Annotated in this window: 14 protein-coding genes; 12 read left to right on the top strand and 2 right to left on the bottom strand. The window is 68.7% G+C overall.

Annotation, left to right across the window (positions count from 1 at the left end; translation table 11 throughout):
* Window position 1 precedes the first annotated feature (1 nt).
* The 8 genes from GOARA_RS09750 to pyk all read left to right on the top strand — a co-directional run bounded on the left by GOARA_RS09750 (window position 2) and on the right by pyk (window position 9185).
* On the top strand, window positions 2-181 hold the full coding sequence (locus tag GOARA_RS09750) for a tautomerase family protein (protein ID WP_007322190.1): 180 nt from the start codon (window positions 2-4) through the stop codon (window positions 179-181).
* Entirely contained in the window at window positions 178-1722 is a 1545-nt protein-coding gene (locus tag GOARA_RS09745; RefSeq protein WP_007322189.1) for an anthranilate synthase component I, read from the top strand. The genes GOARA_RS09750 and GOARA_RS09745 overlap by 4 nt, the downstream gene beginning before the upstream one ends.
* On the top strand, window positions 1719-2390 hold the full coding sequence (locus tag GOARA_RS09740; RefSeq protein WP_007322188.1) for a TIGR02234 family membrane protein: 672 nt from the start codon (window positions 1719-1721) through the stop codon (window positions 2388-2390). Before GOARA_RS09745 ends, GOARA_RS09740 begins: the two co-directional genes overlap by 4 nt.
* A gap of 128 nt (window positions 2391-2518) precedes the next feature.
* Window positions 2519-3337: an indole-3-glycerol phosphate synthase TrpC gene (gene trpC / locus GOARA_RS09735; RefSeq protein WP_007322187.1), complete on the top strand. Its 819-nt coding sequence runs from the start codon at window positions 2519-2521 to the stop codon at window positions 3335-3337.
* A gap of 2 nt (window positions 3338-3339) precedes the next feature.
* The gene (gene trpB, locus GOARA_RS09730) at window positions 3340-4620 is read left to right on the top strand and encodes a tryptophan synthase subunit beta (RefSeq protein ID WP_007322186.1); all 1281 of its coding nucleotides are present in this window, start codon (window positions 3340-3342) and stop codon (window positions 4618-4620) included.
* Complete coding sequence (gene trpA / locus GOARA_RS09725) at window positions 4617-5426, top strand: tryptophan synthase subunit alpha (protein ID WP_007322185.1); 810 nt, start codon at window positions 4617-4619, stop codon at window positions 5424-5426. Before trpB ends, trpA begins: the two co-directional genes overlap by 4 nt.
* 77 nt (window positions 5427-5503) lie before the next feature.
* Window positions 5504-7663: a prolipoprotein diacylglyceryl transferase gene (lgt, locus tag GOARA_RS09720; protein ID WP_007322184.1), complete on the top strand. Its 2160-nt coding sequence runs from the start codon at window positions 5504-5506 to the stop codon at window positions 7661-7663.
* Window positions 7664-7763: 100 nt separating this feature from the next.
* Complete coding sequence (gene pyk / locus GOARA_RS09715; protein WP_040522582.1) at window positions 7764-9185, top strand: pyruvate kinase; 1422 nt, start codon at window positions 7764-7766, stop codon at window positions 9183-9185.
* 46 nt (window positions 9186-9231) lie between these two features.
* Here the strand turns inward: pyk and GOARA_RS09710 are convergent, their stop codons facing one another.
* On the bottom strand, window positions 9232-9918 hold the full coding sequence (locus GOARA_RS09710) for a metal-dependent transcriptional regulator (protein ID WP_007322182.1): 687 nt from the start codon (window positions 9916-9918) through the stop codon (window positions 9232-9234).
* A 65-nt stretch (window positions 9919-9983) separates the two neighbouring features.
* On the opposite strand from GOARA_RS09710, the gene GOARA_RS09705 reads away from it, so the two are divergent.
* Entirely contained in the window at window positions 9984-10952 is a 969-nt protein-coding gene (locus GOARA_RS09705; RefSeq protein WP_083834840.1) for a bifunctional riboflavin kinase/FAD synthetase, read from the top strand.
* A 5-nt stretch (window positions 10953-10957) separates the two neighbouring features.
* The gene (locus GOARA_RS09700; protein ID WP_007322180.1) at window positions 10958-11551 is read left to right on the top strand and encodes a hypothetical protein; all 594 of its coding nucleotides are present in this window, start codon (window positions 10958-10960) and stop codon (window positions 11549-11551) included.
* A 9-nt stretch (window positions 11552-11560) separates the two neighbouring features.
* On the opposite strand, the gene GOARA_RS09695 is transcribed toward GOARA_RS09700, so the two are convergent.
* Window positions 11561-12163 (bottom strand): hypothetical protein, encoded by a 603-nt coding sequence (locus GOARA_RS09695; protein ID WP_007322179.1) that lies wholly within the window; start codon window positions 12161-12163, stop codon window positions 11561-11563.
* A 159-nt stretch (window positions 12164-12322) separates the two neighbouring features.
* Here GOARA_RS09695 and rpsO point away from each other — a divergent pair, with 159 nt between their 5' ends.
* Both rpsO and GOARA_RS09685 read left to right on the top strand, forming a co-directional pair.
* Window positions 12323-12592, top strand: coding sequence for a 30S ribosomal protein S15 (rpsO, locus tag GOARA_RS09690; RefSeq protein WP_007322178.1), 270 nt, complete (start codon window positions 12323-12325; stop codon window positions 12590-12592).
* Window positions 12593-12698: 106 nt separating this feature from the next.
* The gene (locus GOARA_RS09685) at window positions 12699-13004 is read left to right on the top strand and encodes a DUF6317 family protein (protein WP_007322177.1); all 306 of its coding nucleotides are present in this window, start codon (window positions 12699-12701) and stop codon (window positions 13002-13004) included.
* Window positions 13005-13092 lie beyond the last annotated feature (88 nt).

The raw sequence follows: 13092 nt of genomic DNA, 5'->3' as shown, positions 1-13092 counted from the left end.
CATGCCGCTGATCCAGATCTCCCAGACCCCCGGCCTGTCCGACGCCATCAAGCGCGAGACCATCGCGGCGGTCACCGAGGCGTATGCGCGCGCCACCGGTAAGAACCCCGACTCGGTCTGGGTGACCATCACCGAAGTGCCCCGCAACCACTGGGGCGTCGGAGGCGAGCCGCTCGGATGAGAAGCCACGCGCACCTGACCACCACCTCGATCGAGCAGTTCCGCGACCTCGCGGTCGACCATCGCGTCGTGCCGGTGACGCGACGCGTCCTCGCCGACGGCGAGACACCGCTCTCGGCCTACGCCAAGCTCGCCGGCGACCGTCCCGGGACCTTCTTGCTGGAGTCGGCGGAGAACGGTCGATCCTGGTCGCGCTGGTCGTTCATCGGGGCCGGTTCCCCCGCGGCACTGACCGTCGTCGACGGGGAGGCGAGTTGGTGGGGCGCGACGCCCGCGGGTGCGCCCACGGGCGGGGATCCGCTGGCGGCGCTCGCCGCCTCCCTGGAATTGCTGGCCACCGACCCGCTGCCGAACATGCCGCCGCTCACCGGCGGGTTCGTCGGGTTCATGGCCTACGACATGGTGCGACGGCTGGAGCGGCTCCCGGAGACCACCGTCGACGATCTGGGACTGCCCGATCTGTTCCTGATGCTGGCCACGGATCTGGCCGCGGTGGACCACCACGAGGGCACCATCACGCTCATCGCGAACGCGGTGAACTGGAACGGCAGCGACGAGCGCGTCGACGAGGCCTACGCCGACGCCGTCGCCCGGCTCGACCGGATGACGGCGGCGCTGGCCGCGCCCACGGCATCGACCGTTGCCGTCTTCGACCGTCCGGCGCCGGACTACGCCTCGCAGCGCACCCTCGACGACTACCGCGAGATCGTCGAGACGCTCGTCGGCGACATCGAGGCGGGCGAGGCGTTCCAGGTGGTGCCGTCCATGCGGTTCGAGATGGATACCGACGCCGACCCGCTCGACGTCTACCGCGTCCTGCGCGCCTCCAACCCCAGCCCGTACATGTACCTGCTGCGGATGCCCGACACCGTCGGATCGGGCGAGCACCCGGTGACGATCGTCGGCAGCTCGCCCGAAGCGCTGGTCACCGTCACCGATCGGGTGGCGACCACCCATCCGATCGCCGGCACCCGCTGGCGGGGCGCGACCGAGGAGGAGGACGTCCTGCTCGGCAAGGACCTGCTGGCCGACGAGAAGGAGAACTCCGAGCACCTCATGCTGGTCGACCTGGGCCGCAACGATCTCGGCCGGGTCTGCGAGCCGGGCACGGTCAAGGTCAGCGACTACCGCCACCTCGAGCGCTACAGCCACGTCATGCACCTGGTGTCCACGGTGTCGGGCCGACTCCGCGAGGACAAGTCGGCGCTGGACGCGGTGACCGCCTGCTTCCCGGCCGGAACCCTGACCGGTGCTCCGAAGGTGCGGGCGATGGAACTGATCGAGGAGCACGAGATCACCCGTCGCGGGCTGTACGGCGGCGTCGTCGGCTACCTGGATTTCGCCGGCGACGCCGACACGGCGATCGCGATCCGCACGGCGCTGCTCACCGACGGCAAGGCCTACGTGCAGGCCGGCGGCGGCGTCGTCGCCGACAGCCAAGCCGAATACGAGTACAACGAGGCGCGCAACAAGGCGACGGCGGTGCTCAACGCCGTCGCGGCCGCGGAGACGATGCGCCCGCTGAACGAGGAGCGGACATGAGCGACGAAACCGAAGCCGCCGAAGCGGCCCGCCGTCGGCGCCAGACGTTCGGCAAGATCGTCGCGTCGCTGCTCCTGGCCGGGGCCGCGATCGTCTTGTGGGCGTCCTCGCTGCTGCCCTGGGCGCGAGTCGAAGCCGAGGACGGACTCTCGCCGATGCGCTCCTTCACCGTCAAGGGTTCCGACTGGAGTCCTTGGCTGACCCCCGTCGCGCTGGCGCTGCTCGCATCCATCGCGGTGGTGTGGTCGTTGCGCGGGTGGGCTCTGCGGGTGTTCGCGATCCTGCTCGCGCTGGGCGCGGTCGTGATCGCGATCCCCGCGATTTCGTTGCTCAGCAGCACGCCCAGCAGTGACTACGCGGCCCGTGCGATCGACTTGTCGCCGCGGTACCGGGTGCTGCTGACCACGACGAACCCGTGGGTCCCGGTCGTCATCCTCGTCGCCGCCGCGCTGCTTGCCGTGGCGGCCGTGTTCGCGCTGCGGGCCGCCCGGGGCGCCGGGATGTCGTCGAGGTATCAGTCGCCGGCGGCCAGGCGCGAGGAACTGGAACGCCAGGTCTTCGCCGAACACGAGCGTCGCAAGCGCGCGGAAGCGGCCGGTGAACGCGCCGACGGCAACGAGCGCACCCTGTGGGACAGTCTCGACGGCGGTGTCGACCCGACCGAGTAGCGAGGCGGTGGCGCGACGCCGGGACGGGTCGCGAACCTACCCCGCAGATTCCTCACAGGGCGGCGCGGCTACCCTGTGACACATCAGGCAAATCAACCCGGGAACGCCAGCGAGGAGGTGAGACGCCAGTGGGAGAGCAGACAGTGCTCGATTCGATCATCGAGGGCGTCAAAGCCGATGTCGCCGCCCGCGAAGCGGTCGTCGACTACGCGGCGATCAAGCGGGCGTCGGAAGCCGCCGCGCCGCCGCGCGACGCCATGGCGGCCCTGCGCCAGCCCGGAATCGGCGTCATCGCCGAGGTCAAGCGGGCGAGCCCCTCGCGCGGCGAACTGGCCGACATCGCCGATCCGGCCGAACTGGCCCGGATCTACGAGGACGGCGGCGCCCGGATCATCAGCGTGCTGACCGAGGAGCGCCGATTCCGCGGATCGCTGGCCGACCTGGACGCCGTCCGCGCCGCCGTCGATTTGCCGATCCTCCGCAAGGACTTCATCGTCGGGCCCTACCAGATCCACGAGGCGCGCGCCCACGGCGCCGACGTCATCTTGCTGATCGTCGCCGCCCTGGAGCAGAACGTTCTCGAATCGCTGCTCGACCGCACCGAATCGTTGGGCATGATGGCCCTCGTCGAGGCGCACACCGAGGAAGAGGCCGACCGGGCCCTCCAAGCCGGTGCCAAGGTCGTCGGCATCAACGCGCGGAACCTCAAAACGCTGGAAGTCGACCGGGATTCGTTCGCCCGCATCGCGCCCGGACTGCCGACCGAGGTCATCAAGATCGCCGAGTCGGGCATCCGCGGCACCGCTGACCTGCTCGCCTATGCCGGCGCGGGCGCCGACGCGGTGCTCGTCGGGGAGGGGCTGGTCACCAGCGGTGACCCGCGTGCCGCCGTTGCCGAACTGGTCACCGCGGGTACCCATCCGTCGTGCCCCAAGCCCGTTCGATAGCGATGGCATCCGCGAACGCCCCGGGCGCGTCGTCGTATCCTTCCGCTAGCGCGGGCGTCGCGAGCCGCACGTCGATCGAGCCGGACGCCGGCGGACATTTCGGCGACTACGGCGGGCGTCACGTCCCCGAGGCGCTGATGGCCGTGATCGATGAGGTCACCGTGACCTACGAGAAGATGCGCAGCGACGACGACTACCTCGCCGAGCTGGACCGGCTCCAGCGCGACTACACGGGTCGGCCGTCGCCGCTGTACGAGGCGGCGCGCCTGAGTGAGTTCGCCGGCGGCGCAAGGATCTTCCTCAAGCGCGAGGATCTCAACCACACCGGTTCCCACAAGATCAACAACGTGCTGGGGCAGGCGCTGCTCGCGCAGCGGATGGGCAAGACCCGGGTCATCGCCGAGACGGGTGCCGGTCAGCACGGAGTCGCGACCGCGACGGCCTGCGCCCTGCTCGGCCTCGAATGCGTCATCTACATGGGCCGCGTCGACACCGACCGTCAGGCCCTCAACGTGGCGCGGATGCGGTTGCTGGGCGCGACGGTGATCGCCGTCGACAACGGGTCGGCCACGTTGAAGGACGCCATCAACGAGGCCATGCGCGACTGGGTCACCAACGCGCACAACACCTACTACTGCTTCGGCACCGCGGCGGGACCCCACCCGTTTCCGATGATGGTCCGCGACCTGCAGCGCGTCGTCGGACTGGAGGCTCGTGCCCAGATCCTCGAACACGCCGGGCGCCTGCCGGACGCCGTGGTCGCCTGCGTCGGCGGCGGATCCAACGCGATCGGCATCTTCCACCCCTTCCTTGACGACGAATCGGTGCGCCTGGTGGGCTTCGAGGCCGCCGGCGACGGCGTCGAGACCGGTCGGCACGCCGCGACGTTCACCGGCGGCACGCCGGGCGCCTTCCAAGGGGCCTATTCGTACCTGCTGCAGGACGAGGACGGGCAGACGATCGAATCCCATTCGATCTCGGCCGGCCTCGACTATCCCGGCGTCGGTCCCGAACACGCCTACCTGAAGGACATCGGCCGGGCCGAGTACCGTCCGATCACCGACACCGAGGCGATGGACGCGCTCAGTCTGCTGTCGCGGCGCGAGGGCATCATCCCGGCCATCGAATCGGCCCACGCCGTCGCCGGGGCGCTCAAGCTCGGCAAGGAACTGGGGGAGGGCTCGATCATCGTCGTCAACCTGTCCGGTCGCGGCGACAAGGACGTCGACACCGCTGGCAAATGGTTCGGCCTATTCGACCGTCCGCAAGGGCAGGACGCATGACGACCACGCGCCACAGCGCCCCGCCCTCGAAGCTGACCGAAACCTTCGCGGCCTGCCGTCGGGAGGACCGGGCGGCGCTCATCGGCTACCTGCCGGTCGGGTACCCCACCGTCGCCGAGTCGCTCGAGTCGATGCGGATCATGGTCGAATCGGGCTGCGACATCGTCGAGGTGGGCGTGCCGTACTCCGATCCGGTGATGGACGGACCCACCATCCAGGCCGCCGCGGACACAGCGCTGCGGAACGGCGTCCGCGTGCGTGACGCCTTCGCCGCCTGCGAGGCCGTCGTGAAGGCGGGCGGCCAAGCCGTGGTGATGAGCTACTGGAACCCGATCCTCGCCTACGGGGTGGAGAACTTCGCCCGCGACCTCGCCAACGCGGGCGGAGCTGGAGTGATCACCCCCAACCTGATTCCCGAGGAGGGCGCGGCGTGGCACGCGGCCTCCGACGCCCACGGCCTCGACCGCATCTACCTCGTCGCGCCGTCGTCGACGCCGGAGCGGATCGCACTCACCGTCGACGCGTCGCGCGGCTTCGTCTACGCGGCGTCGACGATGGGCGTGACCGGAGCGCGCGACGCCGTCTCGAACATGGCGCCGGAGTTGTGTGCGCGCGTGCGCGAGTACTCCGACATCCCGATCGGAGTGGGCCTCGGCGTGCGCAACGGCAAGCAGGCCGCCGAGATCGCCGCCTACGCCGACGGCGTGATCGTCGGGTCGGCCCTGGTCACCGCTGCCGCCGAGGGTCCCGACGAGTTGTCCGGCCTGGTGGCCGAACTCGCCGAAGGCGTCCGCAAGGAGTACTGAGGTTCCATCGGGCGCCGGTTGCGATCGCACCGAGCGTCCGGGCCTGTGCGATTCGGCCCGTTGGGTAGGGTTGGGCCGTGACTGTTGTGTCGACCGCGCAGGTTCTCGCCCTCATTCCCAGTCCGCCGCAAGGCGTATGGCAAGTCGGCCCCTTCCCGATCCGCGCGTATGCGCTGTGCATCCTCATCGGGATCTTCGTCGCCCTCTGGTGGGGATCGCGGCGGTGGATCGCTCGTGGCGGTCAGCCCGGCGAGGTGCTCGACGTCGCGATCTGGGCGGTACCGTTCGGTCTGATCGGCGGCCGCGCCTATCACGTGATGACCGACTGGCGGTACTACTTCACCGACCTGGACCCGACGCGCGGGCCGCTCGACGCGCTGAAGATCTGGGACGGCGGCCTCGGCATCTGGGGTGCTGTGGCCCTGGGGGCCGTCGGTGCGTGGATCGGCTGCCGCCGCTACGGGATCAAGCTGCCCGCCTTCGGCGATGCGATCGCGCCGCCGATCCTGCTCGCCCAGGCCATCGGCCGCCTCGGCAACTACTTCAACCAGGAGGTGTTCGGGCGCCCGACCGACCTGCCGTGGGGTCTGCAGATCTTCGAGCGCGTCAACTCGTCGGGCCAGCTCGACAATCTGGCCGGTGTCTCCACCGGCAATCCCAGCGTCCTGCACCCGGACCCGGTTCATCCGACGTTCCTCTACGAACTGCTGTGGAACGTCTTCTTCGTGCTGGTGCTCGTGGCGGTGGACCGTTACTTCCGGATCGGCCACGGACGGCTGTTCGCCCTCTACGTGATGGGCTACTGCTTCGGCCGCTTCTTCATCGAGCTGGTCCGCGACGACCCCGCCTCGGAACCGTTCGGGATGGGTATTCGCGTCAACTCGATCGTCGCGGTCGTGGTGTTCGCGTGCGCACTGGCGTACTTCCTCGCCGCGCCGCGCGGACGAGAACTGGGTCTTTCGATGTACTGGCCGAAGCGCGCCGAGGTGCTGGCCGCCGAGGGCAAGGTCGGCTACGTCGACCCGTGGGCCGACGATTCGCCGACCGTGCCCGATTCCGCGCCGACTGTGCCCGATTCCGCGCCGAGTGTGCCCGGATCCACGCCGACCGTGCCCGAATCCGCGCCGAGTGTGCCCGAATCCGCGCCGAGTGTGCCCGAATCCGCGCCGAGTGTGCCCGAATCCGCGCCGAGCGTGCCTTCGGTCGTACCGGCAGACGTCGACGAGGATGCCGTTCGGATCGTCAGTGCGACGCGGGAGATCGCTGCGCCGGCCTCGGCGATCTTCGACCTCATCGCAGATCCCGCACAGCAGCCGCGCTTCGACGGGAACGAGAACCTGCAGGAGGCCGACGAGGGGCAGCGCGTGACCGCTGTCGGCGATTCGTTCCGGATGACGAACACCAGCGGCCGTGTCCGCGACAACAAGGTCGTCGAGTTCGTCGAGGACCGTGTCATCGCGTGGCTGCCGTCGGAGGTCGACAAGGCGCCGCCCGGCCATCTGTGGCGGTGGGAACTCAAGCCGGTCGACGAGGAAACGACGAGCGTGACCCACACCTACGACTGGACACGTCTGTCCAGCGACGAGACGAAGCGCATCGAGCGGGCCCGCGGCACCACCTCCGAGTCGCTGCTGGCCTCGCTGGACAGGCTCGCCGAAGTCGTCGAGGCCGACGCGGGAAGCGACGAGCCCGATGCGACGGACGACGTCGCGGAGTCGGAGGCGAAGGCGTCGGGTGACGACATCGCCGACGCCGACGACCGGCCCAACATCGTGAAGCACGTCGACGCGGACCCGGCCGCCGATACCGAGGCAGAACCCGACGACACGTCGGCTGACGACAGCTCGGCTGACGAGACCGTCGAAGCCGAGGACACTGACAGCGCCGATGGCGCCGATGAAAGTGACGGGGCCGAGAGCGCTGATAGCGACGACAACGCGGGCGAAGGCGACACCGCTGACATCGATTCAGCCGAAGCCGAGGTCGAGGATAAGGCGGCCGAGTCCGACGAGCCCACCGAGGAGAAGCCGGACGAGCCGGCTGAGCCCGACGAGCCGGCCGTCGCGGACGATGCCGACCTCGATGACACCGGCGTCGACGACACCTCCGTCGATGACACCTCCGTCGAAGACGGCGAAGAACCGGAGGCCGACGCCGACGAGGCGGTGGAGCCGAAGGACGAGGCAACGCCCGAGACGACCGAAGACGACGATCCGGTGGATTCCGACAAGGCATGAGCCCGCGCCGCGTGACACCGGTGTGAATGGTTTGTGACAGCTCATCGTCGCGGCGAGGTGTCGGCGAGGCGCCGGTGCGGAGCGGTCTACTCTGGGCTGCGTGAACCGTCGAACGAAGATCGTCTGCACCATGGGCCCCGCGACCGCCTCCGTCGAGAAGATCCAGTCGCTGGTCGACAGCGGCATGGACGTCGCGCGCTTGAACTTCAGCCACGGCACGCACGACGATCACGCGGCGATGTACGGCTTCGTGCGTGAGGTCGCGGCCGACACGGGCAAAGCCGTGGGCATTCTCGCCGATCTGCAGGGGCCGAAGATTCGCCTCGGCAAGTTCGGCGGCGATGGCCGAGCGGTGTGGAACACCGGCGAGACCGTCCGCATCACCGTCGATGATGTGATCGGCGACCACGACCGCTGCGGCACCACCTACAAGCAGCTTGCGCGTGACGCCCAGGTCGGGGACCGGCTCCTCGTCGACGACGGCAAGGTCGGGCTCGTGGTCACCGACATCGACGGTTCGGACGTCGTCTGCACGGTTACCGAGGGCGGCCCGGTCAGCAACAACAAGGGCCTGTCCATGCCGGGGATGAACGTGTCCGTCCCCGCGCTGTCGGAGAAGGACATCGCCGACCTCGAATTCGCGCTGAATCTCGGTGTGGACCTCGTGGCGCTGTCGTTCGTGCGCAGTCCCTCCGACATCGAGCTGGTCCACGAGGTGATGGACCGCGTCGGCCGCCACGTTCCCGTCATCGCCAAGCTGGAGAAGCCGGAGGCGGTCGAGAATCTTGAGGCGGTCGTGCTCGCCTTCGACGCGATCATGGTCGCCCGCGGCGATCTCGGCGTCGAACTGCCGCTGGAGGAGGTTCCGCTGGTGCAGAAGCGGGCGATCCAGATGGCCAGAGAGAACGCCAAGCCCGTCATCGTCGCGACGCAGATGCTGGAGTCGATGATCGAGAACTCCCGGCCGACGCGCGCCGAGGCCTCCGATGTCGCCAACGCGGTGCTCGACGGTGCCGACGCGGTCATGCTGTCCGGCGAGACGTCGGTGGGAAAGTACCCGGTGCAAGCCGTGGCGACGATGAACCGGATTTGTCGCGCCGTCGAGTTGGGCCCGCGCTCGGTGCCTCCGCTGGATCACCTGCCCCGTACTCGGCGCGGCGTGATCTCCTACGCGGCGCGCGACATCGGCGAGCGGCTAGCGGTGAAGGCCTTGGTCGCGTTCACCCAATCCGGTGACACCGTGCGACGTCTGGCACGGCTTCATTCGGCGCTTCCGCTGCTCGCGTTCACACCGATCCCGGAGATCCGCAACCAGCTGGCGTTGAGCTGGGGGACCGAGACCTTCATCGTGGGGCGGGTGGCCAACACCGACGACATGATCAACGAGGTGGACCGGATCCTGCTCGAAAGCGGGCGGATGGCGCAGGGCGACACCGTCGTCATCGTCGCGGGCGCGCCGCCCGCGACGGTCGGCTCCACCAATCTCATCCACGTCCACCGCATCGGGGAACAGGATCACTAGTGTCGCGTGGGGCTGAGGCCCGGTCGCCGCACTCCCGGCGTTCGGTTCAGCTCGTCGCGACGTAGATGGCGCGGGTCGCGATGTCGCCGAGCGTGATGGTCGGCTCCCCGTCGTCGACGCTGATCGTGGTGGTGCCGGCGAAGGGACGCTTGTCCGCGATGCGGACCGACCGGTCCAGCGCGATGCCGACCTCGTCGAAGTAGCGCAGCATCGCCGGGTCGGTGTCGGAGATCCGGGCGATGACGCCGGATTGACCGTCGGCGAGGTCGGCCAACAGACACACCTCCGGGCTGGCGATCTCACCGTCCTGCGAGGGGATCGGGTCCCCGTGCGGATCCCGGTGCGGGTGACCCAGTTTCGCGTCGATGCGCTCCATCAACCGATCGCTGACCGCGTGTTCGAGCACCTCCGCCTCGTCGTGCACCTCGTCCCACCTGTATCCGAGTTCGGAGACGAGATAGGTCTCGAGCAGCCGGTGGCGGCGCACCATTCCGACCGCGGCCCGGCTGCCTTCTTCGGTCAAGGTGATGGCGCCGTACTTCTCGTGCTCCAGCAGTCCCTGCTCGGCGAGCTTGCGGATCCCCTCGGACGCGGTCGACGGCGAGACTTCGAGCCGCTCGGCGATCATCGACGTCGTCACTTTCACCTCGCCCCACTCTCGTGCGGTCCAGATGACCTTCAGATAGTCCTGGGCGACCGACGTCAGCTCGGACCGTTCGTTCCCGCGTGGCATGGCGTTCAGTCTAGTGATGCCGCGGCGCCGGTTCTCGCTTCCACACGGCGAGTAAGGTGAACGGAGTGTTGCGATGGCGAGGTCTCGATGACATCCCCGCTGACTGGGGGCGCTGTGTGGTCACGATCGGTGTATTCGACGGAGTACACCGCGGTCACGCACAGCTGATCAAAGCGGCGACGACGGCGGCCGCCGAACGCGGCCTGCCGTCGGTGCTCATGACATTCGATCCGCACCCGGCCGAGGTCGTCCGGCCGGGAACGCACCCGCCGCAGCTGACGACCCTGACGCGACGCGCCGAATTGGCGGAGCAGATGGGCATCGACGTCTTCTGCGTCATGCCGTTCACCCCGGCCCTCGCCTCGCGTTCGCCCAAGGACTTCGCCCACAGCATTCTGGTGGAGACGCTGCATGCGGCCGACGTCGTCGTCGGCGACAACTTCACCTTCGGGCACAAGGCCGCGGGCAACGTGGAGAAGCTGCGCGAATTCGGAACCCGGTTCGGCTTCGAGGTTCAGGCCATCTCGCTGTTCGGCGAGCACGCCGTCACCTTTTCGTCGACCTATATCCGTTCCTGCGTCGCCGCTGGCGACGTGACGTCGGCGGCCGAGGCGCTGGGCCGGCCGCATCGGGTCGAGGGCGTCGTGGTCCGAGGCGACGGACGAGGGCGCGAACTCGGCTTCCCGACGGCCAACGTCGCGCCGCCGATGTATGCCGCGATCCCGGCCGACGGTGTCTACGCCTGCTGGTTCACGGTGATTGGCCCCGGCGCGAAAGTGGGCAAGGTCAAGCACGGCAAGCGGTACCAGGCCGCCGTCTCGGTCGGCACCAACCCGACGTTCTCCGGCCGCGCCCGCACCGTCGAGGCCTTTGTCCTCGACACGGAGGCTGACCTCTACGGGCAGCACGTCGCGGTCGATTTCGTGGAGCGCATCCGGCCGATGGAGCATTTCGATTCGGTCGACGACCTCATCAAGGCCATCGCCGACGACGTGGACCGGACACGGGTGATCCTCGCCAGGGACGCGGAGTAGCCGCGGTGGCGGGTCCGCGTCTCGCGCAAGTCATCTGCGGGTTCGCGTCGATCATTCTCGGGGTCGTCGCGGTGGTGCTGAGCGTCGTGCCCTGGCTCGACTTCGCGACGATCGGCCTGGGTGGCATCAAACCGGCGGGTATCGGCTGGTACTTCAACGGCGTCTACCTCACGCCCGGCCTGGGGTGGGCGATCATTGTCCTCGGACTGGTGATGCTCACGGGCGGGATCGCCGCGATCGGCGGACGGTCGACCGGACTGATCCTCACCTGCGGTTCCGGCGCCGGCGTTCTCGTCGCGGCATTCGCGGCCGTCGTTGGCCGGTCGCATTTGATCTTCGATTCTCGACAGCTCGGCGCGTCGACACCGCTGTCGGAGATCTCCTCGCTCATGCCGGCTCTGCCCTTGCTCATCGTCGTGGGCGTTGCTGCCGTGGGCGTCGGCATCGGTGGAACCCTGGCCGCTGGTGGCGGTTCGCGTTCGCGTTCGCGTCTCGCCCTCGGCGCGGCGATCGGCGCAGGCGTTCTGGTGGCGGCGATAGCCACTCTCGTGGTGTGGATCTCGCTGTCGGGCGGAAGCGGCGTTTCGGTCAGCGGCTGATCTTCGACATCACTGGCCGCGGGTGTGCGGCGAGAACGGGCCGGGCGGAGGCTGCTGGCCATTCGGCGGCCCGAATGGCGGCTGGCCTCCAGGTGGCGGGCCGTACCCTTGCGGCGAACCGTAGCCCTGGGATGGTCCGGGCGGCGGCGCGTAGCCCGGCTGCGGGGTGAAACCGGCGGGCGCGGGGAAGCCCGGCTGCGGTGCGTAACCCTGCGGAGCCTGACGGGGTGGCGCGGCGTAGCTGGGCTGCGGCGCATATCCGTGCTGGCCGTATGCCTGCGGATCGGTCGTCATCGGATATGCCGCGACCCCGGCGGCGTTCTTGTTCCGACGGCTGCCGACGACTCCGGCGATGAGGAAGCCGCCCGATCCCAGCGCCATCAGGCCGCCGACCACGACCATTCCGATGCCCGCACCGCGGTCGGAGGATTTCTGCTGGTCGTAGGTGCGCGTAGTCGACTTACCTCGCTTGGTGGTGACGCACGTGTCGTCGCGGCTCATCTTCCGCCCGCCGCAGTCGGGGGCACCGTCGTTGGCGAGCAGTCCGATGCCGATGACGAGCAGGAAGACGCCGATGACGGTGCCGGCGATGAGCTGAAGGATCGTGCGCATGGACAAATCGTAAGGGGGCGCCCGCGGCTGCCGGATTTGGGTCGCGACCTGCGGCGCTGGTAGATTGGCCCCTCGGTGCTGCTGCAGTCCGTGGTGGCGCACCTCGCCTCCTGGTGGAGGACCTTGGACACGGTACTGAAAACACGAAGGAGCGCAGCCATGTCGCTGACCGCTGACGAGAAGAAGACCATCCTGGCCGAGTACGGCCTGCACGAGAGCGACACCGGTTCGCCCGAGGCGCAGGTCGCCCTGCTGACCAAGCGCATCGAAGACCTCACCGAGCACCTCAAGCAGCACAAGCACGACCACCACAGCCGCCGCGGCCTGCTGCTGCTCGTCGGCCGTCGCCGCCGCCTGCTCAAGTACGTCGCCAAGGTCGACGTCGAGCGCTACCGCTCGCTGATCGAGCGCCTCGGCCTGCGTCGCTAGAACGCCTATGCCAACAGACCGGCCGTGTCACCCCGAGGTGATGCGGCCGGTCTTCTTGGCATTCGAGTGCGGTTGGATGGATGCAAGCTGAGATACAATTTGCCGCATGGCGGACGAGGTGACGGTCGAGCCCGGCGACGTCGAGCGGGCCGGGCGGGAGTTCTGGAAGATCTCCGACGATTTGGCCAAACTGCGAGTCGACTCGACGATGTCGGATGGTGCGACGGCGATGCGGGGTGGCGACATGGGACGCGGGTTGGCACGCTACGCGCACGAACAGCAAGACATCGTGAACGGAATCTCCGAGGAGTTGGATGCACTAGGAACTCAGGTGAAGAGAGCTGCCGAAGCATACCGTCGGGCCGAGGACCGATCCGCAGAGCGTTTCCGAGCGCTAGGCGTCAACGAGTAGTGGCGCCCTCAATCAGCCACGTGGTCGGCCTGAGACTCGATGGTCTCAGTGCCGCCGCGACAGATCTACGATCGAACTCAAGCTCACT

It is taken from the genome of Gordonia araii NBRC 100433, assembly GCF_000241265.1.
GTDB classification, from domain to species: domain Bacteria; phylum Actinomycetota; class Actinomycetes; order Mycobacteriales; family Mycobacteriaceae; genus Gordonia; species Gordonia araii.
The sequence above is the reverse complement of the archived record's forward strand: the minus strand, read 5'-3'. Positions and strand labels throughout refer to the sequence as shown.

Excerpts from the sequence above, each read along its gene's own strand:
- GOARA_RS09740 (WP_007322188.1), top strand. The coding sequence starts at position 1,719 with ATGAGCGACGAAACCGAAGCCGCCGAAGCGGCCCGCCGTCGGCGCCAG.
- GOARA_RS09750 (WP_007322190.1), top strand. The coding sequence starts at position 2 with ATGCCGCTGATCCAGATCTCCCAGACCCCCGGCCTGTCCGACGCCATC.
- rpsO (WP_007322178.1), top strand. The coding sequence starts at position 12,323 with ATGTCGCTGACCGCTGACGAGAAGAAGACCATCCTGGCCGAGTACGGC.
- trpA (WP_007322185.1), top strand. The coding sequence starts at position 4,617 with ATGACGACCACGCGCCACAGCGCCCCGCCCTCGAAGCTGACCGAAACC.
- GOARA_RS09745 (WP_007322189.1), top strand. The coding sequence starts at position 178 with ATGAGAAGCCACGCGCACCTGACCACCACCTCGATCGAGCAGTTCCGC.
- GOARA_RS09695 (WP_007322179.1), bottom strand. The coding sequence starts at position 12,163 with ATGCGCACGATCCTTCAGCTCATCGCCGGCACCGTCATCGGCGTCTTC.
- GOARA_RS09710 (WP_007322182.1), bottom strand. The coding sequence starts at position 9,918 with ATGCCACGCGGGAACGAACGGTCCGAGCTGACGTCGGTCGCCCAGGAC.
- GOARA_RS09685 (WP_007322177.1), top strand. The coding sequence starts at position 12,699 with ATGGCGGACGAGGTGACGGTCGAGCCCGGCGACGTCGAGCGGGCCGGG.
- trpB (WP_007322186.1), top strand. The coding sequence starts at position 3,340 with ATGGCATCCGCGAACGCCCCGGGCGCGTCGTCGTATCCTTCCGCTAGC.